24 protein-coding genes and 1 tRNA gene are annotated in these 25,244 nt (G+C 65.6%); 15 read left to right on the top strand and 10 right to left on the bottom strand.

Annotated features, from left to right (window positions below):
• Positions 1-54: 54 nt before the first annotated feature.
• The 4 genes from yihA to DFP89_RS13365 all read right to left on the bottom strand — a co-directional run bounded on the left by yihA (position 55) and on the right by DFP89_RS13365 (position 4,609).
• The gene (gene yihA, locus DFP89_RS13380) at positions 55-705 is read right to left on the bottom strand and encodes a ribosome biogenesis GTP-binding protein YihA/YsxC (RefSeq protein ID WP_114349892.1); all 651 of its coding nucleotides are present in this window, start codon (positions 703-705) and stop codon (positions 55-57) included.
• A complete protein-coding gene (locus DFP89_RS13375; RefSeq protein WP_114349891.1) occupies positions 702-1,466 on the bottom strand; it encodes an MOSC domain-containing protein in 765 nt (254 codons plus the stop codon). The genes yihA and DFP89_RS13375 overlap by 4 nt, the downstream gene beginning before the upstream one ends.
• Positions 1,463-3,361 (bottom strand): membrane protein insertase YidC, encoded by a 1,899-nt coding sequence (yidC, locus tag DFP89_RS13370; RefSeq protein WP_114349890.1) that lies wholly within the window; start codon positions 3,359-3,361, stop codon positions 1,463-1,465. The genes DFP89_RS13375 and yidC overlap by 4 nt, the downstream gene beginning before the upstream one ends.
• 201 nt (positions 3,362-3,562) lie before the next feature.
• Positions 3,563-4,609 (bottom strand): LacI family DNA-binding transcriptional regulator, encoded by a 1,047-nt coding sequence (locus DFP89_RS13365; protein WP_114349889.1) that lies wholly within the window; start codon positions 4,607-4,609, stop codon positions 3,563-3,565.
• Between the two features lie 172 nt (positions 4,610-4,781).
• Here DFP89_RS13365 and DFP89_RS13360 point away from each other — a divergent pair, with 172 nt between their 5' ends.
• From DFP89_RS13360 to DFP89_RS13345, 4 genes are all read left to right on the top strand, one after another.
• Positions 4,782-5,810 (top strand): ABC transporter substrate-binding protein, encoded by a 1,029-nt coding sequence (locus tag DFP89_RS13360; RefSeq protein WP_114349888.1) that lies wholly within the window; start codon positions 4,782-4,784, stop codon positions 5,808-5,810.
• Between the two features lie 70 nt (positions 5,811-5,880).
• A complete protein-coding gene (locus DFP89_RS13355; RefSeq protein WP_114349887.1) occupies positions 5,881-8,082 on the top strand; it encodes an ABC transporter permease in 2,202 nt (733 codons plus the stop codon).
• On the top strand, positions 8,079-9,134 hold the full coding sequence (locus tag DFP89_RS13350) for an ABC transporter ATP-binding protein (RefSeq protein ID WP_114349886.1): 1,056 nt from the start codon (positions 8,079-8,081) through the stop codon (positions 9,132-9,134). The genes DFP89_RS13355 and DFP89_RS13350 overlap by 4 nt, the downstream gene beginning before the upstream one ends.
• Positions 9,131-9,973 carry an inositol monophosphatase family protein gene (locus DFP89_RS13345; RefSeq protein WP_245948732.1) on the top strand — a complete coding sequence of 281 codons (843 nt, stop codon included), beginning with the start codon at positions 9,131-9,133 and terminating at the stop codon, positions 9,971-9,973. Before DFP89_RS13350 ends, DFP89_RS13345 begins: the two co-directional genes overlap by 4 nt.
• Before the next feature lie 36 nt (positions 9,974-10,009).
• On the opposite strand, the gene DFP89_RS13340 is transcribed toward DFP89_RS13345, so the two are convergent.
• From DFP89_RS13340 to DFP89_RS13320, 5 genes are all read right to left on the bottom strand, one after another.
• The gene (locus tag DFP89_RS13340; protein ID WP_114349885.1) at positions 10,010-10,729 is read right to left on the bottom strand and encodes a sulfate/molybdate ABC transporter ATP-binding protein; all 720 of its coding nucleotides are present in this window, start codon (positions 10,727-10,729) and stop codon (positions 10,010-10,012) included.
• 11 nt (positions 10,730-10,740) lie between these two features.
• Positions 10,741-11,625, bottom strand: coding sequence for a sulfate ABC transporter permease subunit CysW (gene cysW / locus DFP89_RS13335; protein WP_114349884.1), 885 nt, complete (start codon positions 11,623-11,625; stop codon positions 10,741-10,743).
• Between the two features lies 1 nt (position 11,626).
• A complete protein-coding gene (gene cysT, locus DFP89_RS13330) occupies positions 11,627-12,466 on the bottom strand; it encodes a sulfate ABC transporter permease subunit CysT (protein WP_114349912.1) in 840 nt (279 codons plus the stop codon).
• Between the two features lie 5 nt (positions 12,467-12,471).
• The gene (locus DFP89_RS13325; protein ID WP_181870339.1) at positions 12,472-13,416 is read right to left on the bottom strand and encodes a sulfate ABC transporter substrate-binding protein; all 945 of its coding nucleotides are present in this window, start codon (positions 13,414-13,416) and stop codon (positions 12,472-12,474) included.
• 241 nt (positions 13,417-13,657) lie between these two features.
• The gene (locus tag DFP89_RS13320; protein ID WP_114349882.1) at positions 13,658-13,960 is read right to left on the bottom strand and encodes a hypothetical protein; all 303 of its coding nucleotides are present in this window, start codon (positions 13,958-13,960) and stop codon (positions 13,658-13,660) included.
• 300 nt (positions 13,961-14,260) lie between these two features.
• On the opposite strand from DFP89_RS13320, the gene DFP89_RS13315 reads away from it, so the two are divergent.
• Positions 14,261-16,585: a cache domain-containing protein gene (locus tag DFP89_RS13315; protein WP_114349911.1), complete on the top strand. Its 2,325-nt coding sequence runs from the start codon at positions 14,261-14,263 to the stop codon at positions 16,583-16,585.
• Positions 16,586-16,700: 115 nt separating this feature from the next.
• On the top strand, positions 16,701-17,300 hold the full coding sequence (locus tag DFP89_RS13310) for a response regulator transcription factor (RefSeq protein WP_342770947.1): 600 nt from the start codon (positions 16,701-16,703) through the stop codon (positions 17,298-17,300).
• Between the two features lie 24 nt (positions 17,301-17,324).
• On the opposite strand, the gene DFP89_RS13305 is transcribed toward DFP89_RS13310, so the two are convergent.
• Positions 17,325-17,801, bottom strand: coding sequence for an SRPBCC family protein (locus tag DFP89_RS13305; RefSeq protein WP_114349880.1), 477 nt, complete (start codon positions 17,799-17,801; stop codon positions 17,325-17,327).
• 137 nt (positions 17,802-17,938) lie between these two features.
• Here DFP89_RS13305 and DFP89_RS13300 point away from each other — a divergent pair.
• From DFP89_RS13300 to mtgA, 9 genes are all read left to right on the top strand, one after another.
• Positions 17,939-18,014: transfer RNA gene (locus tag DFP89_RS13300), tRNA-Ile, on the top strand.
• A 150-nt stretch (positions 18,015-18,164) separates the two neighbouring features.
• On the top strand, positions 18,165-19,106 hold the full coding sequence (choX, locus tag DFP89_RS13295) for a choline ABC transporter substrate-binding protein (RefSeq protein ID WP_114349879.1): 942 nt from the start codon (positions 18,165-18,167) through the stop codon (positions 19,104-19,106).
• 11 nt (positions 19,107-19,117) lie between these two features.
• Complete coding sequence (betC, locus tag DFP89_RS13290) at positions 19,118-20,614, top strand: choline-sulfatase (RefSeq protein ID WP_114349878.1); 1,497 nt, start codon at positions 19,118-19,120, stop codon at positions 20,612-20,614.
• Positions 20,615-21,043 carry a PPC domain-containing DNA-binding protein gene (locus DFP89_RS13285; RefSeq protein ID WP_114349877.1) on the top strand — a complete coding sequence of 143 codons (429 nt, stop codon included), beginning with the start codon at positions 20,615-20,617 and terminating at the stop codon, positions 21,041-21,043.
• Between the two features lie 19 nt (positions 21,044-21,062).
• Positions 21,063-21,644 (top strand): ECF transporter S component, encoded by a 582-nt coding sequence (locus DFP89_RS13280; RefSeq protein WP_114349876.1) that lies wholly within the window; start codon positions 21,063-21,065, stop codon positions 21,642-21,644.
• Positions 21,644-22,390 (top strand): energy-coupling factor transporter transmembrane component T family protein, encoded by a 747-nt coding sequence (locus DFP89_RS13275; RefSeq protein ID WP_114349875.1) that lies wholly within the window; start codon positions 21,644-21,646, stop codon positions 22,388-22,390. Before DFP89_RS13280 ends, DFP89_RS13275 begins: the two co-directional genes overlap by 1 nt.
• Positions 22,387-23,787, top strand: a complete 1,401-nt coding sequence (locus DFP89_RS13270) for an ATP-binding cassette domain-containing protein (RefSeq protein WP_114349874.1) — start codon at positions 22,387-22,389, stop codon at positions 23,785-23,787. The genes DFP89_RS13275 and DFP89_RS13270 overlap by 4 nt, the downstream gene beginning before the upstream one ends.
• A 72-nt stretch (positions 23,788-23,859) precedes the next feature.
• Positions 23,860-24,417 carry a DUF1269 domain-containing protein gene (locus tag DFP89_RS13265; protein ID WP_114349910.1) on the top strand — a complete coding sequence of 186 codons (558 nt, stop codon included), beginning with the start codon at positions 23,860-23,862 and terminating at the stop codon, positions 24,415-24,417.
• Between the two features lie 48 nt (positions 24,418-24,465).
• Positions 24,466-25,209 (top strand): monofunctional biosynthetic peptidoglycan transglycosylase, encoded by a 744-nt coding sequence (gene mtgA / locus DFP89_RS13260; protein ID WP_114349873.1) that lies wholly within the window; start codon positions 24,466-24,468, stop codon positions 25,207-25,209.
• Positions 25,210-25,244 lie beyond the last annotated feature (35 nt).

The raw sequence follows: 25,244 nt of genomic DNA, 5'->3' as shown, positions 1-25,244 counted from the left end.
TCTCATCAGGAGATCCCGGTTTCGTCGGAACCGACCCTAGGGCGCAGGAGGGGATCAGTCCAGACCGGCAATGATGGCGCGCAGGGTCGCAATGCCCTGCCCCTTGTCCGAACTGGTGATGACCAACTCGGGATAGGCAGCGGGATGCTTTTGCAGCGCCTCCTGCACCTGCGCGACGGTCGCCTCCATCGCTTGCGAACCGATCTTGTCGCCCTTGGTCAGGACGACCTGAAACGGCACCGCCGCGCGGTCCAGCAGGCGCATGATCTCATGGTCCACATCCTTGACGCCGTGGCGCGAATCGATCAGCGCAAAGGCTCGGCGCAGGGTCGGACGCCCCGACAGATAATTCTTCAGCAGAGCCTGCCACTTGGCCACCACCGCGACCGGCGCCTTGGCAAAGCCGTAACCCGGCAGATCGACCAGATAGGCCTGCTCGCCCAGGGTGAAATAGTTGATTTCCTGCGTGCGGCCCGGCGTGTTCGAGGCCCGCGCCAGCGACTTTCGCCCGGTGATCGCATTGATCAGGCTGGATTTGCCGACATTGCTGCGCCCGGCAAAGCAGACCTCGGGGCGGTCGGCGGGGGGCAGGCCGTCCATGGCCACGACGCCCTTCACGAAATCGACCGGCCCGGCGAAAAGCTGGCGCGCGGCCTCGGCCACCTCGGGTTCAGGCTCGGGGGCGACGGGAAAAGCGACCTTCATGCATGCACCTCATCGCCCGGGGCGATCTCGCCGCCGGTGACCACCTCGGCATAGATGCCGAATTCACTATGCCCGAGCTGGGCCTTGAGCGCCTCGGGCATGTCGATATCGATCCGCCCGGTCGTGGTATCGGCACTGGTCGCCGGGCAGCGGCCAATGGTCTGGGTGACGCGCAGCTCGACTCCGCCGATAGTCAGGACCTGACCAACCAGATCGCGCTCGCCATAAGCGTCCCAGCCATCCAGCCAGATATTGCCGCGCCAGCGCTCAATGCCCAGGGGCTGGCCCAAGCGGGCCTCAAGATCGCGCAGACTGGAAAGCGACAGGATCGAAATCCAGGGCTGCGCCACATCGGTCCAGCCGGTCGGCCCCTGCACCAGCCGCGTCGGCGCCGGCTTGTCGGCGGGCCAGAGCGGGCGGACCCAGTCGATCAGCCGCGCGCCCTCATGGGCCGGATCAAAACTCAGGTCGGGCAGGTCGGGATGGGTCAGGCGGATCGGGCCGTCCACGACCCCCTCGCCCCAGCCACCCTGAACGGCCTGCAGCGCAGCCGAGGCCGCGCCGCGCAGAAAGCAGGATTTCGGCAGCCAGCGCTCGGGGCGCGGGCCGTCGCCGGCATGGCGTTCACCGCCCTCGGTCAGCAAGGCCCATTGGCGGTCACCCGGCAGACGCCGCGCCGCGTCCAGACGGACGCGACCAAGGTCCTCGCCCCCGATCGCCTTGATCGGGTGGCGCCTGATCCGGGCGACGCAAGCGGTCATTTTCCGCTCTTGCCCTTCTTTTCATCCGACTTGGCACGCGCCGGCAGGCTCGACTTGATATTGCCGAACAGGTCCGGCCGGTGCCCGTGCATCGACATGATCGCGTATTGCTGCGCGATGGTGATGACGTTGTTGGTGATCCAGTAGAGCACCAGCCCCGAGGCAAAACCGCCCAGCATCAGCATGAAGATCCACGGCATCCAGGCAAAGATCATCTTCTGCGCCGGATCGGCGGGGGCCGGGTTCAGCTTTTGCTGCATCCACATCGAGATGCCCAGGATGATCGCCAGAATCGGCAGCGAGAAGCTGTGCAGGAAAGTCCCCTGCCCCGGCCCGGCCCAGGGCAGGATGCCAAAGAGGTTCCACAGGCTGGACGGGTCCGGCGCCGAAAGGTCGCGGATCCAGCCGACCCAGGGGGCGTGGCGCAGCTCGATGGTGACGAAGATCACCTTGTAGAGCGAGAAGAAGATCGGGATCTGCAACAGCACCGGCAAACAGCCCGCGGCGGGGTTCACCTTTTCGCGCTTGTAAAGCTCCATCACCTCTTTCTGGTATTTCATCCGGTCGTCGCCGGTGCGCTCCTTGATCGCCTCCATCTCGGGCTGGAGTTCCTTCATGCGCGCCATCGAGACATAGGATTTGCGCGCCAGCGGGAAGACCAGCAGCTTGAGAACGAAGGTCAGCGCGATGATCGACCAGCCCATATTGCCGATCATGCCATGCAGCCAGTGCAGCAGGCGGAAGATCGGCTTGGTCAGGAAATAGAACCAGCCCCAGTCGATCGAATCGACGAAACGGTCGATGCCGGGCGCTTCCTGATAGCCGTTGATGGTTTCCCAGACCTTGGCGCCGGCGAAAAGATAGCTCGACGAGGTCGCGGTCGCGCCGGGGGCAACGGTCTGCGCCGGCATCCGGGTCTCGGTCTGGTAGATATCGGCGCCGGGGGCGTATTTCACCACGGCGGTGAAGGACTGGCCGGGCGCGGGCGCCAGCGTCGTCATCCAGTATTTGTCGGTAAAGCCGATCCAGCCGTTTTCCTGCACATTGATCAGCTCGGCCGGGCCTTCGCCCGCCAGCGGGGACAGGTCGGGCAGATCCTTGTACTTTTCCTCCAGCAGGGTGCCGTCGGTCATGCCGACAACGCCCTCGTGCAGGACGAAGAAGTTCTGGGTATCGGGCTTGCCGTGACGCGCAAGGATGCCATAGGGCGCGGCCGAGAAGGGCGCGGCGCCGGTGTTTTCCAGCGTCTGGGTCACGGTGAACAGGAACTTGTCGTCCAGCTCATAGATGCGGCGGAAAATCTGGCCGGCGCCATTGTCCCAGCGCAGCGTGACCGGCTGGCCGGGGGCCAGCGTGGTGCCGGATTCGACCTGCCAGATCGTGGCCGGGCCGGGCACCAGCGCCGGATCGGTACCAGCGGCGGGCATCCAGCCATAGACCGCGTAATAGGGTTTTTGCACGACCTGTTGCAGGTCTCCGCCCGGCGCGACGGCGCTGCCGACGGCCCGCAGTTCGCTTTGCGCGGTCGGTGACAGCAGCCGGACATAGGGCGATTTCGGGTCCAGCGTGTCGTGATAGCCGGTCAGCTCCAGATCGTCGATCCGGCCGCCCGCCAGCGAGATCGACCCTGCGAGCGAGGGCGATTCGATCTTGACCCGCGCCGCATTGGCCGAAGGATCGGCATTGGCAGCCGCCGCAGCGTCCAGCGCCGGGGCGGTCGTCGCCTGCCCGGCGGTGCCGGGCGTTGCCGGCGCGCCGGCCTCGGTCGTCTGCGCCGCCTGCTGGGCCTCGGGTGCGGGCGGTGGCGGTTCGGGGGCGAAGAAGATCGACCAGACAAGCATGACGATGGCAGAAAGCACCATCGCCAGAATGAGGTTGCGGTTGTTGTCTTCCATTCCGGCGCTGCCCCTTCGTCGTGACCCGGCCTGTGGGTTCGGGCCGCTTCAACAGAAGCGACCGCCAAAGGTCAAGGGAATTTGCCCCGAAAGGCCGCAATCGGCCAAATCACGGCATGCCGTCAGACCAGAGGCGCAAGCCAGATGAGCAGCCGCACCGGGGAAACCACGGCGCATTCCCGCCCGCCCCGGCGCCCGGCCCTAGCGCCCGACCCCCGGCACGAAGCCCTGCGCGACCGATCCGCGCAAGACCAGCCGCGGCATGAAGAGAATCTCGGCCCTTGCGGTCCCGGCCCCGTCATCGCCATCGTCATTCGCCGCCATCGCCGACAGCCATTCGACACTTTTCGCCGCCATCTCGTCGACAGGCTGGGAAAAGGTGGTCAGCCCATAGCTGTCCCAACCCGCCTGCGCGATATTGTCATAGCCGATCAGCGACAGCTCGTCGGGGACGCGGATGCCCAGACGCCAGCGCGCCACATCCATGACCCCGCAGGCCAGCAGATCGGTGGCACAGAACACGCCGTCCGGGCGGTCGCGCCGCGACAGCAGCGCCATGCCCAGATCCTGCCCGGTCTGGTAGCTGGTCGAGCCGAAGCGCTCTTCGATCCAGTCGATCCCGGCGGCCGTCGCCGCCTCGCGAAAGCCGCGCTCCCGTTCGGAAATGCTGTGCGTTCCGACCCCGGAGCTGGCCAGCGCCAGCCGCCGGCACCCCGCGGCCCGCAGGACCGCGACCGCGCGCCGCCCGGCCTCGGCATCATGCAGACGCACCTGCAACGCGCCCGGCCGGTCCTCGTCGCGGTTGATCAGCACCAGACGCATGCCGTTGCGCATGCAGGTCTCGGCCAGCGAACGCGCCGGCATCCCCGACAGGAAGATGGCCGCATCGGTGCGATAGCTGATCGCCTGCCGCAAAGCCTGTTCGGCGCTGCCATCACTGCGGTCAGTCTTGATCAAAAGCGCCACCTTGCCGGCCTGCTGCACGGCCTCGGTCAGCGCCGCCAGCAGATGCGAGCGATAGGGCGTCGCCATATCCGAGACGATCAGCGCCACCAGCCCGGTCTCGTTGCGGATCAGGCCGCTGGCCAGGCGGTTGACCTGATAGCCCAGCTGCTCGGCCGCCTTGACGATCCGCGCCCGCGTCTCGGGCGAGATGCTGGCCCCGGGCGTGAAACATCGCGAAACCGCCGCCCGCGACACGCCCGCAAGCTCGGCGACATCCTTCGCGCTGACTGCAGTCCTGGACATATCTCCACCTCAGACAGGTTTGATGCACAGCATTGCAATCAGATTATCCCAGATGAATCGACATAGAAAGCATTATCTTGAAAATTCTTTGTTGACATGGACCCGATTCGTGTTGAATTGTCATGCACAGCTGTGCAATCAATCTCACGCACAGATCAAGGGAGGGGAACCTATGAAATTCAGAACCGCCGCCATCGCGGCAGGGGCCGCATTGGCCGTGCCGGCCGTTGCAGCAAACGCAGCCGAGCTGAACATGATCTGCTCGGCCGAAGTGGCGATCTGCGAAAAGCTCGTCGGCGCCTTCGAGGCCAGCCATTCCGACATCAGCGTCAACATGGTGCGCCTGTCCTCGGGCGAGGCCTATGCCAAGGTCCGCGCCGAGGGGCGCAACCCGCAGACCGACCTGTGGTGGGGCGGCACGGGCGATCCGCAGCTGCAAGCCGCGGCCGAGGGCCTGACGGCGGAATACAAGTCCGAGCATCTGGCCGAATTGCACGACTGGGCGGTCGAGCAGGCCGAAACCTCGGGCTATCGCACGGTCGGCGTCTATAGCGGCGCGCTTGGCTGGGGCTACAACACCGACATCTTCACCAAGAAGGGCCTGAAAGAGCCGACCTGCTGGTCGGACCTGCTGGACCCCGCGCTGAAGGGCGAAATCCAGATCGCCGATCCGAACTCCTCGGGCACCGCCTATACGGCGCTGGCCACGCTGGTCCAGCTGATGGGCGAGGACGAGGCGATGGATTACCTGAAGAAACTGGGCAGCAACGTTGCGCAATACACCAAGTCCGGCTCGGCGCCGGTCAAGGCGGCGGCGCGCGGCGAGGCGGGCCTGGGCATCGTCTTCATGCATGACGCCATCGGCCAGACCGTCGAGGGCTTCCCGATCAAGGTCGTCGCCCCCTGCGAGGGTACCGGCTATGAGGTCGGCTCGATGTCGATCATCGAAGGCGCGCAGAATCCCGACGAGGCGAAGGTCTTCTACGATTGGGCGCTGACCACCGATGCGCAGAACCTGATGCCCGAAGCGGGCTCGTATCAGGTCCAGTCGAACAAGGCGGCGGTGGCATCGGAGCACACGCCCGATTTCAGCAAGCTCAAGCTGATCGACTATGATTTCGCCAAATACGGTTCGGCTGAAACCCGCAAGGCCCTGCTGGCCCGCTGGGATGCCGAAGTCGGCGGCCGCGCCGCCGAGTAACGAGTAACGCGGTTCTCCGGGGCGGCATGATGCCGCCCCGGCCCATTCCCGAACCGGACGGAACATCCTCATGAATGCTGACAACAGGCGCCTGGACTGGATCCTGGGCGGCGCGATAGCGGCGTTGCTGATCCTGCCTTGGTACAAGATTCGCGGTGGCTTTTTCAGTTTCGGCTGGATCGGTGACCTTTTCACGAAATCAGACCTGTGGCCGGCGACGGTTCAGGTCGCAATCGGGCGCTGGCAGCTTTGGCCGGTGCTGGCACTGATCCTGGGCGCGCTGTGGCTGCGCCATGCCCGTCCCTCGGGGGCGGATCGCGGGCGCTGGCTGGTGTGGCTGGGTGCCGCCGGGCTGGTCTGGCTGATCGCCGAGGGCCTGGCCATCGGCACACGCGGCTGGAACTGGGGTCTGCTGGAAAGCATGTTCGGCGAGGTGGCGGGGCAGCCCGCCTTTGGCGCCGGCGCGGTGATCCTGGCGGTGGCCTTTACCTGCCTGATCTCATTCGGGGCGGCCGAGCGCGGCGCGCTCAAGGGCGACGCCTTCATCCTGACCTCGATCTCGATGCTGATCCTTCTGGTCGCCACCTTCGTCTTTTATCCGATCCTGTCGATCTTTACCGGCGCGTTTCAGGATATCGACGGCGCCTTCACGACCGAGGGCGTGGCGCGCAACATCGTCGACCCCAAGATCTGGAGCCTGTCCTGCCTGATCGGCGGACCCAGCTGCGGTGTCGCCTGGCGCACGCTGTTCCTGGCGCTGTGCACCGCCACCGCGACGACGGGCCTTGGGCTGGCCTTTGCGCTGGTCGCCACGCGCACCGCGTTTCCGTTCAAGAAAAGCCTGCGGCTGCTGACGATCCTGCCGATCATCACGCCGCCCTTTGTCGTCGGCCTGTCCCTGATCATGCTGCTGGGCCGCACCGGCACGCTGACGCAGGTGATCGAGGGCGCGACCGGGCTTGAATTCGGACGCTGGATCTATGGCCTGCCGGGCATCTGGCTGGCGCAGGTCCTCAGCTTCACGCCGATTTCCTTCCTTGTGCTGATCGGCGTGGTCGAGGGCATCAGCCCCTCGATGGAGGAAGCCAGCCAGACCCTGCGCGCCGGACGCTGGCGCACCTTCCGCATGGTCTCGCTGCCGCTGATGGCGCCGGGTCTGGCCAATGCCTTCCTGATCGGCTTCATCGAAAGCATGGCCGATTTCGGCAACCCGCTGGTTCTGGGTGGCTCGGGGGGCGTGCTCTCGACCGAGATCTTCTTCTCGGTCGTGGGTGCGCAGAACGATCCGTCGCGTGCGGCGGTGCTGGCGGCCATCTTGCTGTGCTTCACGCTTTCGGCGTTCCTGGCGCAGCGGATGTGGCTCTCGGGCAAGAACTTCGCCACCGTGGGCGGCAAGGGTGACGGCGGCATGCATGCCGGCCTGCCGCGCCGTCTGGCCTGGCCAGTGATCACGATTGTCACCGTCTGGAGCATCTTCACGCTGGTCGTCTATACGATGATCCTGTTCGGCGGCTTCGTGAAGCTGTGGGGGCTGGATAACAGCCTGACGCTGGAACATTACGCCCATGCCTTTGGCATCACCTGGGGCGAGGATGGGTTGCGCTGGACAGGCGTGGCGTGGAACAGCTTCTGGACCACGATGCTGATCGCCCTGATCGCGGCACCTCTGACGGCGGCGGTCGGTCTTTTGACCGGCTGGCTGATCGCGCGGCAGAAATTCCCGGGCAAGGCCGTGTTCGAGTTCGTGCTGATGATGAGCTTTGCCATCCCCGGCACGGTTATCGGCATCAGCTACATCATGGCCTTCAACCTGCCGCCGATCCAGATGACCGGCACGGCACTGATCCTGATCATGTGCTTTGTCTTCCGCAACATGCCGGTGGGTGTGCGTGGCTCGATCGCGGCCATGGCGCAGCTGGACGGCAGTCTGGACGAGGCCTCGCTGACGCTGGGCGCCAATTCCGGCCGCACGCTGCGCCGGGTGATCCTGCCCCTGCTGCGGCCGGCCATCACGGCGGCGCTGGTCTACAGCTTCGTGCGGGCGATCACGTCCATCTCGGCGGTGATCTTCCTGGTCTCGGCGAAATACAACATGGCGACCGCCTATATCGTCGGTCTGGTCGAGAACGGCCAATATGGCGTGGCGATTGCCTATTCCTCGGTCCTGATCGTGGTGATGATCATCGTCATCGGCGGTTTCCAGATGCTGGTCGGCGAACGCCGCCTGCGCCGCCGCTCCAATCCCCCCGCCGCAAAGGAGGCAACAGCGTGAGCAATCCGCAAAGAGGCGCGGTCGAATTCCGCGCGGTCCGCAAGGATTACGGCGGCTTTACCGCAGTCCCGAACCTGAACCTGAAGATCGAGCCGGGCCAGCTTGTGACCCTGCTGGGGCCCTCGGGCTGCGGCAAGACCACGACGCTGCGCATGCTGGCCGGGCTTGAAACCCCGACCGAAGGCGCGATCCTGATCGGCGGTCAGGACGTGACCCGCCTGCCCGCCAACCGGCGCGACGTGACCATGGTGTTTCAAAGCTATGCGCTGTTTCCGCATATGTCGGTTCTGGACAACATCGCCTACGGCCTTGAATCGGGGGGCATGAAGGCGGCCGAGGCGCGCGACCATGCCGCGCGCGGTCTGGATCTGGTGGGTCTGGCCGGTCGCGGCGACCGCCTGCCGTCCGAGTTGTCGGGCGGCCAGCAGCAGCGCGTGGCCGTGGCCCGGGCGCTGGTGCTGGAACCGCAGGTCCTGCTGCTGGACGAACCTCTGTCGAACCTTGATGCGCGCCTGCGCCGCCGGGTCCGCACCGAGATCCGCGAATTGCAGCAGCGGCTGGGCTTCACCGCCGTCTATGTGACCCATGATCAGGACGAGGCGCTGGCCGTTTCGGACCGGATCGTGGTGATGAAGGACGGCCATATCGCCCAGGACGGCGCCCCGCGCGAGCTTTACGAGGCCCCCGCCTCGGAGTTCATCGCCGATTTCATCGGCGAGGCGAATGTCATCGACTGCCAGATCCTCAGCGTGGCCGAGGGTCAGGCGCGGATCGGCGTCGGCGGGGCCGAGCTGACCCTGCCGGCGCGCAAGGGCCGGCCGGGCGCGGCGCGGCTGGCCGTGCGTCCCAATGCCTTCCACGTCCGTACAGACGGTCCGGGGCTTGAGGGGCGCGTGACCAGCGCCGCCTATCTGGGCGATCACATCGAATATGAAATCGACACCGCCGCCGGGTCGCTTTTCGTGGTCGATGCCGCCAGCTCGACCGCGCGGGCGCCGGGCAGTTCGGTGCGGCTGCAATTCAGCGGCACCGGCGTGGCGCTGATCGCATGAGCGTGGGGGTCAAGGGCATGACGGAGGCCGAAACCGATCTGGCCGGTCGGCTGGCGATCATGGAGGTGGTCGCGCGCCGCGCCGGGGCACTGGCGCTGCACTATTTCCGCAACCGCGACCAGCTGGCCATCGAAACCAAGCGCGTGCTGACCGACATGGTCTCGCAGGCCGACCGCGAGGTCGAGGAACTGATCCGCGACGAGATGAAGGCCGCCTATCCCGAGGATGCCTTTCTGGGCGAGGAACACGGGCTTGAGCCGGGCAGCAGCGCGCTGACCTGGGTCATCGACCCGATCGACGGCACCGCGCCCTATCTGAACGGCTTGCCGGGCTGGTGCATCTCGATCGGGCTGATGGACCGGGACGGCCCGCTTCTGGGGGCGATCTATGTGCCGGTTCTGGACGAGATGTTCCTGGGCGGGCGCGGGCTGGGCACGACGCTGAACGGCCAGCCGGTGCGGGTGACGGATCGCTTCGATCTGTCCACCGGCCTTCTGGGCATCGGCACCAATGACCGCGCGCCCGCTGCCCGCGTCGGCCAGCTTTACGGCGATCTGGCCGCAGACGGGGTTGCCCATGTCCGCTATGGCTCGGGCGCCTTGATGCTGGCCTATGTCGCCGCCGGGCGGCTGGTCGGCTATTGCGAGCCGCGCATGTCGGTCTGGGACTGCCTTGCCGCCTATGCGCTGATCGAGGCCGCGGGCGGGCGGGTCGCCGCACTGGGCAAGGGCGCGTTGCAAAGCAAGCCCTTCCCGGTTCTGGCAGCCACGCCGGGCGATTTCGACCGGCTGGTGGCCCTGACGCGCTTTGACGCGCCTGACTGGGTTCTGGCGGGCTGAACGCCCGCCAGTCCATTCCGTGACCCCACCCCGCCCCTAGGCGCAGACGAATTCACGCACGAATTCGGTTGCCGGGCGGGCACGGATATCCTGGGGCCGGCCGATCTGTTCGATCTTGCCCATCGACATGACCACCACCAGATCGGCCAGTTCCATCGCCTCGTCCTGATCATGGGTCACGAAGATCGTGGTCAGCCCGGTCTCGTCATGGATCTCGCGCAGGCCCTGACGCAACTCCTTGCGCACCTTGGCATCCAGCGCGCCAAAGGGCTCGTCCAGCAAAAGCATCCGCGGCTCGATCGCCAGCGCCCTCGCCAGGGCCACGCGCTGACGCTGGCCGCCCGAAAGCTGGCTGGGATAGCGCCCGCCGATATCGGGAAGCTGGATCAGCTCCAGAAGCTTGGTCACCCGCCGGGCGATTTCCGCCTTTTCGGGACGCTTGCCGCGCGGCCGCGCCCGCAGCCCATAGGCGATGTTGTCAAACACCGTCATGTGCCGAAACAGCGCATAGCTTTGGAACACGAAGCCAGCGCGGCGTTCCTGCACACTCATGCCGGTCGCGTCCTGCCCGTCGAACAGCACCCGCCCCGAGGCCGGAAACTCCAGCCCGCCCAGAATGCGCAGCAGCGTCGTCTTGCCCGAGCCGGACGGCCCCAGCAGCGCGATCAGCGCCCCCGAGGGAATGGACAGCGACACGCCATGCAGCGCGGCCGAGCTGCCGAAGCTTTTGGCGATCTCGTCAATCTGGATATGCATCGCGACGCTCCTCAATGGCGGCGGTTGGCGGCAAGCTGGCCGGCATGGCGCAGCTCAAGCGTGGTTTTCAGGATCAGGGTCACCAAGGCCAGCGCGGTCAGCGCGGCGGCCATGCTGAAGGCGGCGACCGACAGGTATTCGTTGTAAAGCATCTCGATGGTGATCGGCATGGTGGCGGTCTGGCCGCGGATCTTGCCCGAAACCACCGCGACCGCGCCGAATTCGCCCATGGCCCGCGCCGTGCACAACAGCGCGCCGTAAAGCAGCGCCCAGCGGATATTGGGCAGGGTCACGGTCCAGAACACCCGCCAGCCCGAGGCGCCCAGCGTCAACGCCGCCTCTTCCTCGGCGCGGCCCTGCTCGATCATCACCGGGATCAGTTCGCGCGCGACAAAGGGGAAGGTGACAAAGACCGTGGCCAGAACGATGCCCGGAATGGCGAAGACGATGGGAAAGCCATGCGCGACCAGCCAGCCGCCGACCAGCGAGTTCGCGCCGAACAGCAGAACGATGCACAGCCCCGCCACCACCGGACTGACCGAGAACGGCAGGTCGATCAGCGTGATCAGCAGCGCCTTGCCGCGAAAGTCGAACTTGGTGATCAGCCAGGCGGCGGCGATGCCAAAGGCGGCGTTCAGCGGCAGCGCGATGGCGGTGACCCACAGCGTCAGCCGGATCGCCGATTGCGCGTCGTGATTGCCAAGGCTGGTGATCGCCGCCGCCCAGCCCTGGGCCAGCGCCTCGGCAAAGACCGTGGCCAAGGGCGCCACCACCAGCACCCCGACACCGGCCAGCGCCAGCAGGGTCAGCGCCAGCCGCACCGGCGTGCTTTCGGCGGTGGCGGCGCGGAATTTCCGCGGCCGCGCGCCGGTTTGCGCGATCGTGTCCGTGATCATGTCAGACATGGCCCATCCTCCGGCGCGACAGGATCTGGATCAGGTTGATAACCAGAAGCATCGCGAATGAAATCAGCAGCATGGCGATGCCGATGGCACCCGCCGCCTGATAGTGGAATTCTTCCAGCTGGATGACGATCAGCAGGGGCGCGATCTCGGTCTTCATCGGGATATTCCCGGCGATGAAGATGACCGAGCCGTATTCCCCCACCGCCCGCGCCAGCGCCAGCGCGAAACCGGTCAGCGCCGCTGGCGCCAGCATCGGCAGGATCACATGGATCAGCGTATGCAGCCGCGAGGCGCCAAGCGTGGCCGAGGCCTCTTCGACCTCGCGGTCGATCTCGGCAATGACGGGCTGGACGGTGCGGGTGACGAAAGGCAGGCCGACAAAGATCAGCGCCAGCAGGATGCCCCATTGCGTATAGGCAATCTTCCAGCCGAACTGCGCGGCCAGTTGCCCAAAGGTGCCGTTCGGCGCGTAAAGCGCGGTCAGCGCGATGCCCGCAACCGCCGTCGGCAGCGCGAAAGGCAGGTCCACCGCCGCGTCCACGATGCGCCGCCCCGGAAAGTCATAGCGCGTCAGCACCCAGGCCAGCAGCAGGCCAAAGACCAGGTTGAACAGCGCCGCAAAGAAAGCCAGGCGAAAGGACAGAAACAGTGCCGCCCAGACCCGTTCGCGGTTCACCACCTCCCAGATATTGGCGGGGCCAAAGCTCGCGCCCTGCAAAAGCAGGGCGGCGATGGGCAGCAACACGACGATGGACAGCATCGTCAGGGTGATGCCGGCCGACAGGCGCAGGCCGGGCATCGGGGTTTTCTGGATGAAGGGGGTTCCAGCCATGGCGATCACTTCGCGGTATAGATCTGGTCAAAGATGCCGCCATCGCCGAAATGCTCGGGCTGCGCCTTGGCCCAGCCGCCGAAATGGCTGATATCGACCAGTTCAAGCTTGGGGAAACGGGCGACATCCTCGGGATTGGCGGCGCTGCTGTCCCATGCGCGATAGAAGTGCTTATAGGCCAGCGCCTGCCCTTCGGGGCTGTAGAGGAAGGCCAGATAGGCATCGGCCAGTTCGCGCTGCGCGTCATTGGCGATATTGCTGTCCACCAGCGCCACCGGCGGCTCGGCCAGAATGCTGACCGAGGGGACGACGATCTCGAACTGGTCGGGGCCAAGTTCCTTGAGCGCCAGATAGGCCTCGTTTTCCCATGCCAGCAGCACGTCGCCGATGCCACGCTGCGCGAACGTCGTGGTGGCGCCGCGCGCACCGGTGTCCAGCACCGGCACATGCTGGAACAGCTCGCCCACGAAAGCCTTGGGGTCCTGCCCGGCCTTTTCCGCCCAGGCCCAGGCCGCCAGATAGTTCCAGCGCGCGCCGCCGCTGGTCTTGGGGTTCGGGGTGATGACCTCGACGCCCTCCTTGACCAGATCACCCCAGTCCTGAATGCCCTTGGGATTGCCCTTGCGCACCAGAAAAACGATGGTCGAGGTATAGGGGCTGGAATTGTGCGGCAGCTTCGACTGCCAGTCGGCGGGCAGCTTGCCGGCCGCCGCGATCTTGTCGATGTCGGATGCCAAGGCCAGCGTCACCACCTGCGCCCCCAGCCCGTCGATCACCGCCCGCGCCTGCGCGCCGGACCCGCCATGGCTGGTCTCGATCTGGGGGGCCTCGTGCCCGTCTGCCTGCCATTTCTGGGCGAATACCGCGTTCACGTCGCGATACAGCTCGCGCGTCGGGTCATAGCTGACATTCAGCAGCGTCTCGGCCCGCAGCGGGATCGGCGCGGCCATGAGCCCCAGCAGCGCCAGGATCGACAGGCCAAGCCGCGCCGGCGGCGGCAGATGGAAAGCAAAGGCAGCTTGCGAAAATGTCCTGCTGGTCATTCGGGTCGTTCCCTCTGGTCTGGGCCGGTGAGGCCGCTCTATTCCGCATATTACGACAGGATAAATCGTGTTTTTCAAGAAAAAAATACGACCCATCGCATCGTGTTAAATGCTCAATCCACAGAGCCATTTTCTGGATTATTTATCTTTATATATCAATATATTGATAGTTTCCCGCACGCGAGGCGACTTCAGCCGCCTGCATCGATCCGAGGGGCTTCTGCCCTGTCATGCGACCGGCACAAACGGAAATCGCGCGGCACAAGCCGCGCGATTCGTCCGTTTTCATCGAGAGGGAAACCGTGAACTGACAAAGGAGGAAAAGCAGGCCGGCGGCGCTTGCGAAATACCAACCGCGCCGGCCCGAAATTAACGTCTGACCACAATGGTCGTTATCACTCTTACACAACCCGTTCTGCTCATTCAGGACGAAGCCGAGTTGCAGAAGCATTGCGATCGTTTCCCATATTTGTGCATATCTAGTAAATTCGTGTCATTACCTAGGCAATTCTACCTATTTTGTTCTACAAACCGCGCCCACTCAGGAATATCCACGGTTTTTTACCTTGGGTCATGTCGACACGCATTCACTGTCTTTTTACGGATGATTTGCTAGAACATCCTCACGCAGGGCCGGATCGCGGTACAACCTGCCGCACAGCCCGACGAGACAGCAGGACATGACGCCCCTCGCAACCACCCGCTCCTGTCCCGATCCATGCCGCCGGCTGGCCGCAAGGGGCGGCCGGTCATGACCAAATCGCTTGGCGCCCTGCTGGCGATCGGACTCGCCGGCCTTCAGTTTCTGGCGGTTCTGGCGGTGGTATTCTCGTCCTATGTCACCTCGCAGCAGGCGTTGATCAATCATGCCCGCGACCTGCTGCGCGATGTCGGCATCAACACGATGGAGCACTCCAAGGGGTTTCTCAGCCCGGCGCAGGGCGCGGCGGAACTGGCCGCCCGGCTGGCGCAGAACCGTGTCGTGGCCAGCGACGACCCGCAGCGGCTGGAGCAGCTGCTGTTTCAGCAGCTGCAGATTGCGCCGCAATTCGCCGGGGTCTATTACGGCAGCGAGAACGGCGACTTCGTCTATGTGATGCGCAGCCCCGACGGGCCGGGCGAATTCCGGTCGAAGATCATCGACCATCCGAATGGCCAGCGCCGGACCCGCCTGATCTGGCGCAGCGACGATTTCTCGGTCGTCGAACGGCGCGATGACCCCGCCGATGCCTACGACCCGCGTCAACGTCCATGGTATGTCAAGGCCCGCGCCGAACGCACGACGATCTGGACCGATCCCTATATCTTCTTCTCGTCCCAGCAGCCCGGCATCACGCTGGCCGCGCCGGTCTTCAAGCCCGACAAAAGCATCCGCGGCGTCGTCGGCGTCGATATCGAGATCAGCATGATCTCGGAGTTCCTGTCGCGACTGAACATCGGCACCAATGGCAAGGCGCTGATCATCCATCGCAACGGCGATGTGATCGCGCATCCCAATCAGGCCCTCATCAAGACCGAAAGCGAGGACGGCGCCCTGCGCTTCGCCGATATCCGCGAGATCGACGACCCGATCGCCCGGGCCGCGTTCGGGCCTCTGGCCGACAGCGGCTCGATCCCGGTGGCCAAGGAAACGCCGTCGCAATTCGACTATGGCGGGGCGCGTTATGTGTCGACCATGATGCCGGTGATCAGCGACAAGCTGCCCTGGACCATCGCTGTCTACGCCCCCGAGGACGACTTCACCGCGGTCATCAAGAAGAACCGCGCCATGAACATCTGGCTTGCGGCGCTGGTCGCGGCGGTCACCGCGCTGGTCGGGCTGGCGCTGGCCGATTACATCCACAAGCCGGTGCGCGCATTCGCGGTGCGGACCGCGCTGATTTCGCAGGGCGAGATCGACCCCGACGCGCCCCTGCCCAAGACTTACAAGGAATTGGAGCGCGCCAATGCCGCGCTGGTCCAGCAGATCGTCGCCCGCCGCGAAACCGAACGCGAATACGGCCAGACGTTCAACATGTCCTCGCGCGGGATGGCACAGATCGCCCCGGAAGATGGCGGGTTCGTGCGCGTCAACCAGCGCTTCAGCGACATCGTGGGATACGGGCGTGATGAGCTGGTCGGCATGCATCTTCCAGATTTGCTCCATCCCGACGATATGGTCGGCTTCGCCACCCAGGGCGGCCCGAGCAGCAACGATTTCGTCGTCAACCGTGATATCCGCTGCATCCGCAAGGATGGCGGCACGATCTGGGTAACACTGAACGGCATCACCATCCGCGACCGTCAGGGCAAGGCGCTGCATGCCGTGCTGACGATGGAGGACATCACCCAAAGCCGCAATCGCGAGCAAGAAATCGACCGGCTCAACCGCGATCTGACGCATCTGGCGCGCGGCAATACCATGGGGCAGATGGCCTCAGGGCTGGCCCATGAACTGAACCAGCCGCTGACGGCGATTGCGCAGAACGCCGATACCGCATTGCTGGTGCTGGACCAGATGCCGGACAGCGATGCCGAGCTGCGCGACATCCTGACCGAGATCGAGCACCAATCGCTGCGCGCGGGCGAAATCATCCGTGCCTTGCGCAGCTTCATCCGCAAGGACGAGGGTGCCCGGACGAACTTCAACTTCGCCGATCTTCTGGCGCAGACGCTGCATCTGGTGCATGCCGACGCAACCGAGGCGCAGGTCAGCGTCGAAACCGACCTGCCGCCGCATCTGCCGCTGGTCGTGGCCAACCGCGTCCAGATCGCCCAGGTCCTGGTCAACCTGCTGCGCAACGCGATCGAGGCGATGGCAACCCGCCCCGACGGCGTGCGGCAGGTCACGGTCAACGCCCGGGAAGCCGATGGCATGGTCCTGGTCGGCGTCGAGGATACCGGCCCCGGAATCGCCCCCGGCCTGAACCTGTTCACCCAGTTCGAGACGACCAAGCCGGACGGCATGGGGCTGGGCCTGTCGATCTGCCGCTCGATGGTCGAGGCCAATGGCGGCACGCTCTGGCACACCGACAGCGATCAGCCCGGCGCAAAATTTTATTTCACGATTCCAATACGCCAGACAGTGCAGACATAATGAGTGTTAACGTCAGCGTTGAGTCCCGACCAAAAACCGATTGAATGACTGCCTCAAGTGACGCGAATCAGATTGAACGCCCGATAATATGCCCCAACTTGCGCTAACGGTCTTCGTGATCGATGATGATGAAGGAATCCGCACCTCGCTGTCGCGGGCATTGCAAAAGCGCGGCTACAAGGTCGAGACCCATGCATCGGCCCGGTCATTCCTGGATTCGCACGACTCCAGCAAGGCGGGCTGTCTGGTGCTGGATTACGGCATGCCCGACATGAACGGGCTGGAGCTGCAAAAGCACCTGAACGCCAATAACATGCTCCTGCCGATCATCTTCATTACCGGGCATGGCGGCGTGCCGGAATCGGTGCAGGCGATGAAGGGCGGCGCCCTGGACTTTCTTGAAAAGCCCTTTCCGCAATCCGCGCTGATCGAACGGATCGACGCCGCCTTCGAGATCGCCCGCCGCAGCATCTCGGCCAAGACGAGCGAACGGCAGCGCCAGGTCAGGCTGGAAAGCCTGACGGCGCGCGAACTCGAGATCGTCCGGCTGATCGTCGAACGTCCCTCGGGCGCATCCAGCAAGGAGGTGGCGGCGCATTTCGGCATCAGCCCGCGCACCGTCGATCACCATCGCGCCCGCATTCTGGAAAAGCTGGGGGTGAAATCCCTGACCGAGATGATCGCCCTTGTCCGCCCCAACGATTTCGCCGACTAACCGCCCGCGCGGTCGCCTTGGCGGTCACAGCGTTTTCGCCAGCGCCTCAAGCTGATCCGCCGCCGCGTTCCAGCCTTCGTGAAAACCCATCTCTTCGTGCTGGCGCATGGCGTCCTCGGTCCAGTGCATGGCGCGGGCGATATAGCGGGTGCTGGCCTCACCCTCGGGGGCGAAGCGGACCTCGGCGACCATGAAGGCCTGATCATTGGGCCGCCAGCCGGGCCGGAATGCGTCGGTCGTCACCAGCAGCCGCTCGGGCTGCACCTCGAGAAAGACGCCCAGACTGGGAATGCGCTCGCCGTCGGGGCCGTTCATCAGGGTATAGAACTCGCCGCCCGGACGCAGGTCGATCCGCGCCTCGGAGACTAGCCATGGCTTGGGGCAGAACCATTGCCTGATGAGATCGGGCTCGGTCCAGCAGCGCCACAGCTTCGCGACCGGCGCCGCAAGCACGCGGTCCAGCGTCAGAACGAATTTCGGATCAAGGGTTTTGCTGGTCATTTTCCGGATGCTCCTGTCCTGTTGCGGTCGGAACAGAAATGCGCGGGCACACCATTGCGTTCCTTGCGGGGTCGGATCCGGCGGGGCCGCACACCCTTGACGCGCGGCCCAAAGCCCCGCATGTTGCGCGCGTTCGGGGGCCTGTAGCTCAATGGTCAGAGCAGGGCGCTCATAACGCCTTGGTTGGGGGTTCAAGTCCCTCCGGGCCTACCACCCCTCCCCCTCCCCGGCACCATCCGTCAGCAACCGGTTTTTCAGGTGAAGCGAACTCGGCTCTTGATCCGATGGCGCGGCTATGGGCTGATTGCGCAAACAAGCACCGGCCAGTTCCGGACCGGGCGCAAGCAACTGAAAGGAATATCCATGACCCGTCGCAGCCTGCTGCCCTCGCTTGCCCTTGCCGCCGCGCTGGCCGCGACCGGCGCCCATGCCGCCGATCCGCAAAGCTGCGCCAAGGTGCGCCTGTCCGATCCCGGCTGGACCGACATCACCGCCACGAATGGCGTTGCCGCCGCCGTGCTGAACGGGCTCGGCTATGCGCCCGATATCACCACGCTGTCGGTGCCCATCGGCTATGAGGCACTGAAAAACGGCGAAACCGACGTGTTTCTGGGCAACTGGATGCCCGCACAGCAAAAATTCCGCGACGATATCGATGCCTCGGGCAAGACCGAGGAACTGGTCAAGAACCTTGACGGGGCCAAGTTCACCTTGGCCGTGACCGACGCCGGCACCAGCCTGAATGTCAAGGATTTCGCCGATCTGGACGCGCATAAGGACGCGTTTGAAGGCAAGATCTATGGCATCGAGCCGGGCGCGCCCGCCAACCAGTCCATCGCCGCGATGATCGAGGCCGACAAGTTCGGTCTTGGCGATTGGGAACTGGTCGAATCCGGCGAACAGGCGATGCTGGCGCAGGTGGCGCGCAATGACGGGGCGGGGACGCCTTCGGTGTTTCTGGCCTGGGCGCCGCATCCGATGAACGTCAAGCACAAGCTGACCTACCTCTCGGGCGGGGATGCGGAATTCGGCCCCAATTTCGGCGGCGCGACCGTCCATACCGTCGCCCGCAAGGACTGGGTGGCCGAATGCCCGAACGTGGCCAAGCTGTTCCGGCAGCTGACCTTCAGTATCGATATGGAAAACGTGCTGATGGGCAATATCCTGGACGACGCCATGTCCGCCGAAGAAGCCGCCAAGGGCTGGATCGCCGCCAACCCGGATGCCGCCAAGGCCTGGCTTGATGGCGTGACGACGCTGGACGGCCAGCCCGGACTGGACGCGGTCATGGCCTCTGTGAACTGACGGGGACCGGATTGGAACGCCCGAATATCCTGATCGTCATGGCCGACCAGCTGTCGGGGGTCCTGTTCCCCGACGGCCCGGCCGATTTCCTGCATGTCCCGCATCTGCGGGCCCTGGCCGCGCGCTCGGTCCGCTATGCCAATGCCTATACCGGCAGCCCGCTTTGCGCGCCGGCCCGCGCCAGCTTCATGTCCGGGCAATTGCCGCGACGGACGCGAGTCTATGACAATGCCGCAGAATTTGCCTCTGACATCCCGACCTATGCCCATCACCTGCGCCGCGCCGGCTATCAGACCTGCCTGTCGGGCAAGATGCATTTCGTCGGCCCCGACCAGCTGCACGGGTTCGAGGAACGGCTGACCACCGACATCTATCCTGCCGATTTCGGCTGGACTCCGGATTACCGCAAGCCGGGCGAGCGCATCGACTGGTGGTATCACAACCTCGGCTCGGTCACCGGCGCGGGCGTGGCCGAGATCACCAACCAGTATGAATATGACGACGAGGTTGCCTATCACGCCTGCCGCAAGCTTTACGATCTGGCGCGCGGCGGGGACGATCGGCCATGGTGCCTGACGGTCAGCTTTACCCATCCCCACGACCCCTTTGTCGCGCGGCGCAAATACTGGGATCTGTATGACGGCGCGCCGGAACTGACCCCGCCCGAACCGATCCCCTACGCGCAGATGGACCCGCATTCGCAGCGCCTGATGGATGCCTGCGACTGGCGCGGGCTTGAGGTCACGCCCGAGCATGTCCGCCGCGCCCGTCAGGGTTACTTCGCCAATATCAGCTATATCGACGACAAGCTGGGCGAACTGATGGATGTGCTGGATCGCACCCGGCAAGAGGCCATCGTGGTCTTTCTGTCTGACCATGGCGAAATGCTGGGCGAACGCGGCTTGTGGTTCAAGATGAACTTCCATGAGGGCTCGGCCCGCGTGCCGTTGATGATCGCAGCCCCCGGCATGGCGCCGGGACGGGTGGATACGCCTGTTTCCACCATCGACGTGCTGCCGACGCTGTGCGATCTGGCCGGGATCTCGCTGGAGGAGATCGCGCCATGGACCGATGGCCGCTCGCTGGCGCAGGGCGCGGACAGGCGCGGCCCCGTCGCCATGGAATACGCGGCCGAGGGCAGCATTGCGCCGCTGGTCTGCCTGCGCGATGGCGACTGGAAATACATCGCCTGCGACGCCGATCCCGAGATGCTGTTCAACCTTGCGCTGGACCCCGATGAGCGGACAAATCTGGTCGGTCACCCCGGCGCCGATGAGGTGCTGGAGCGCATGCGCGCCATGGCCACCGAACGCTGGAACCTGCCCGCCTATGACGCCGAGGTGCGCGAAAGTCAGGCCCGGCGCTGGATCGTCTATGAGGCGCTTCGGAACGGCGCCTATTTCCCATGGGATCACCAGCCGCTGATGAAGGCCTCGGAACGCTATATGCGCAACCACATGGACCTGAACGTGCTCGAGGACTCCAAGCGCTTCCCAAGGGGTGAGTGAATGGTCCCGCTGTCCTCGGGCCGCTATGCCGCGCTGCGCCTGAAACCGGGCGAGGACCCGGTCGCGGCCCTGCGCGCCCTGCAACGCCAGACCGGCGCGCAGGCCATGGCGCTGGTCACCTGCGTCGGCAGCCTGACCCGCGCCGTGATCCGGCATGCGAACCGCAATGAGCCCAGCGAATATCTGGGCCATTACGAGATCACCTCGCTGGCGGGGACCATCGATCCGGCGGGCGAGCATCTGCACCTGGGCATCGCGGATGGCGAGGGGCGGGCCTTTGGCGGCCATCTTCTGCCCGGATCGGCGGTCTATACCACGGCGGAAATCGTGGTCCTGATCCTTGAGGATCTTGCCTTTGCCCGCGCGCCTTGCCCCTATTCCGGTTATGACGAATTGGTCGTAAACAATCTGGCGGCGAAGCCGCCGTGACATCGCAGGGAATCCGGCCATGAGCCAACCGATCTTTTCCACCCGCGTTCTGGTCCTGATGGCCATCGGCATTGCGTTGAACATGGCGCTGGGACAGCTGGTAAGCCTGCTGAAACTGCCGGTGTTTCTGGATTCGCTGGGCACGATGCTGGTCGCGGTCCTGTGCGGGCCTTGGATCGGCGGGCTGACCGGTCTGGTGACGAACCTGCTTTGGGGGCTGATCCAGGGACCGACGGTGGCATTCTTCGCACCGGTCGCGGCGGTGATCGGCATTGTCGCCGGGCTGCTGGCACGCGCAGGTCTGTTCCGCACGCCCATCGGCGCAGCGGCCTCGGGCGCGATCATCGCGGTGACGCTGGCCTTTATCGCCGTGCCGATCCGCATCTACCTGTTTGGCGGCGTGACCGGCAGCGGCGCGGATTTCCTGATCGCCTATCTGACCAAGGTGGGGCAGGATCTGGTCGGCTCGGTCATCGTGACGGTCATCACCGCGAATCTCGCCGACAAGATCGTGACCGCGCTGCTGGTCTGGGGCATCATCCGGGGCCTGCCGCAGCGCACGGCAAGCGACTGGCCTTTCCTCGCACATAGCCGGGACTGATGCTGTACCGATCCGGTGTCTCGGCCCTGCATCGCACGGGGCCTCTGACCAAGCTTGCGCTTGTGCTGCTGGCGGCAACCATGCTGCCGATCTGGCCGGCGCCCGTACTGCTGGCGGCGGCCGGCTTGGCTTTGGCCGCGGGCGCGCTGTGCCGGATCGGCTGGGCCATGGCGCGCCGGCTGGCCATGCTGCTGGTGCCGGTGGGGCTGGCGCTGTTTGTCGTCCATGGCTTCATGCTGGAAAACGGCCCCGCCCGCCCGCTGGGGCCGCTGGATTATTACCCGCAAGGGCTGGCGCGCGCCCTGACCTATTTCGCCCGCATCGCGCTGTTGCTGACGGTGTCCTTGTTGATGGTGATGACCACGCGCGTCAATGATCTGGCCCGCGCCCTGGACCAAAAGGGCCTGCCCCCCGCCGCCGCCTATCTGCTGACCGCGCCCCTGAACCTTGTCGATGGCATCGCCGACGAGGCCGCCGCCATCCGCGATTCCCTGCAGGTGCGCGGGCTGGCGGCGCGTTCGGGCCTGCGGGCGCGGGTGCGGCTTTTGGGGGCGATGCTGATGCCCCTGGTGCGCGGCATGATCTCAGAGGCGGGCACGCGGGCCGAGGCGCTGGAGGCGCGCGGCTTTCGCGCCCTGCCCCATCGCAGCCTGCTGGACCCGCTGACCGAAACCCCCGCCGAGGTGCGGTTGCGCATGGGCCTGTTGCTGGCCTCGGGCGCGCAGCTTCTGGTGCTGGCGCTATGAGCCTGCTGGTCCGCGACCTGACGCTGTCCCATCCGGGGCAGCCCCCGATCCTGCGCGGCGCGGCGCTGGATCTGCGCCCCGGCGACCGGCTGGCGATTCTGGGCGGCAATGGCGCCGGCAAGACGACGCTGGGCCGGGCACTGGCCGGGCTGATTGCGCCCATGCAAGGTCAGATCCTGTGGAATGACCGCGCCTGGTACGAACACCGCCGCGCCGAGCGCGCCGGCATGGTGCAATTCGTCGGCCAGCAGCCCTGGCTGCAACTGTCGGGCCGGGCCTTTACCGTGCGCGAGGAAATCGCCTTTGGCCCCGAAAATCTGTGCCTGCCCCGCTCCGAGATCGCGCGCCGCACCGATGAGGCGATGGAGCTTCTGGGGCTGACGCATCTGGCACGGCGCAATTGCCGCCACCTTTCGGGCGGCGAGACGCAGCGGCTGGTTCTGGCCGGCGCGCTGGCCATGCACCCGCAATTGCTGGTGCTGGACGAGCCGATGATCGATCTGGACCTGCAAACCCGCGAAACGCTGGCGGGCCATCTGAACAACCTGCCCTGGCAGATGGCGGTGGTGTTTCTGGACGTGGCCGCCCAGCCCTGGATGCGGGGGCTGGTGCGGGATCAGCTGGAGATCCGCGACGGCGGCTTGCAGCCGCCGCAGCCCGACCCGGCCCCGCCCGAAATCCCGGTGCCGCCCGTTCCCGATCATGATCTTGACGGACCGGCAATCCGGCTGAACGGCCTGAGCTTTGGCTACAAGGACGCGCCTCCGCTGTTTCGCGACGTGACGCTGGACATCCCCAAGGGCAGCGTCACCGCCGTGCTGGGCCCGAACGGCGCCGGCAAAAGCAGCCTCCTGCGGCTGCTCTCAGGGCTGGAGCGCCCGACAGCGGGCCGTATCGACATTGCCGGCTATGACCCGGTGCGGGCCAATCCCAAGGCGCTGGCCGCCCATATCGGCGTGACCTTTCAGGCATCGGACCGCCATTTCGTGCAGGCGCGGGTGGTCGATGAGGTGGCGCTTGCGCTGCGCTATCAGGGCATCGCGGCGGCCAAGGCGCGGTTTCGCGCCGGGCAGGTTCTGGCCTGGATGGGGATGGCGGATCTGGCCAAGGCCCATCCCCTGGACCTGCATGCCGGTGCCCGGCGCATGGTGGCGCTGGCCGGCGCCGTCGCCCATGGCCCGGATGTGCTGATGCTGGATGAAAGCCAGCGCGGGCTGGACGCCGCGCATCTGGCCCGGCTTGAGGCGCTGATCGGCTTTCTGGCCGCGCGCGGTGCGGCGGTGCTGATCGTGACCCACGATCAGGACTTTGCCACCCGCGTCGCCAGCCACCGGCTGATGTTGGGGGATGGCGGAATGCAGCTTGCCCCCGCCACCGGGGTCTTGCCCCCGGCCTAGGCGCGCGCAAAGCTGACAGGTGATTCCGGCCGGCCGCATTTTCCGCCGGCGCTTCATGAAAGGATGATTGTCATGTCCGACCTTCTCGTCATCGCATTCGACAACGAGGCCGACGGCTTCGAGCTGCGCACCGAACTGGTCAAGATGCAGCAGGAATACCTGATCGAGCTTGAAGACGCCGTGGTCGTCACCCGCGACGCCAAGGGCGAGGTCAAACTGCATCAGGCCATGAACCTGACCGCGGCGGGCGCCGTGGGCGGCGGTTTCTGGGGCACGCTGGTCGGGCTTTTGTTCCTGAACCCGCTTCTGGGCGCGGCGGTCGGCGCGGCCTCGGGCGCGATCGCGGGCAAGCTCAGCGATGTCGGCATCAATGACGATTTCATCCGCAAGCTGGGGAACTCGATCCCGCCGGGCGGCTCGGGCGTGTTCATCCGTGTGCGCAAGATGACCGCCGACAAGGTACTGGCCAAGCTGGAAAGCTATCACATGAAGGGGCGCGTGCTGCAGACCTCGCTGCCCGAGGCAGAAGAGGCCCGCCTGCGCGAGGCCTTTGATGGCGGCAAGCTGGGCAGCGCGCTTGGCGTGCCGGCGGCGGATGCTGCACCGGCGGCTACCGAACCGACCGCCTGACCGGCTTTGGCTTGACGCAAGGGGCATGGCCATGACAGGACGCTTGCCATGCCCCGCCATCAGGACGATCTGACCGAGATGCCCGAACGCCCCGCCCGCCGGGGCGTTTTCAGTGCGCTCGCGCGCCGGATCTGGGGTCGGATCTGGGGCTGGGCGCGCTGGATCGGCGCCCGGCTGCTGGCCCTGATGTTCGTGCTGGTGTTTCTGTTTTCCTTTATCAACCCACCGACCAGCTGGACCATCCTGACCGAGACCCGCACCTATCCCGGCACGCCCCGCGACTGGACCCCGATCGACCAGATCGCCCCGGTCATGGTCCGCTCGGTCGTTGCGGCCGAGGACGCCAATTTCTGCGCCCATTGGGGCTTTGACATGGCCGAGATCCGCAAGGTCATCGCCTCGGGTTCGGCACGCGGGGCCTCGACCCTGACCCAGCAGACGGCCAAGAACGTGTTTCTGTGGCAAGGCCGAAGCTGGCCGCGCAAGCTGCTGGAAACGCTGTACACGCCGATGATCGAGGCGCTCTGGTCCAAGCGCCGCATCGTCGAGGTCTATCTGAACCTTGCCGAATTCGGCCCCGGCGTCTTTGGCGTCGCGGCGGCGGCGAAGCATCATTTCGGCACTACACCCGACAAGCTGACGGCACGGCAGGCGGCGGCCTTGGCCGCGATCCTGCCCGCGCCCAAGGACCGCCAGCCCAAGACCGGCTCACGCCGCAGCCGCGCGATTGCGGACGGCGCGGCGACCATCGCGGCGGATGGGCGCGACGCCTGCCTGCGCCTGCCCCGCTGACGCGCATTTCGACGCCGGTCGCGGCCCCAAGCCGG

Source organism: Paracoccus lutimaris (assembly GCF_003337565.1).
GTDB classification, from domain to species: domain Bacteria; phylum Pseudomonadota; class Alphaproteobacteria; order Rhodobacterales; family Rhodobacteraceae; genus Paracoccus; species Paracoccus lutimaris.
This window is presented reverse-complemented; position numbering and strand designations above follow the sequence as displayed.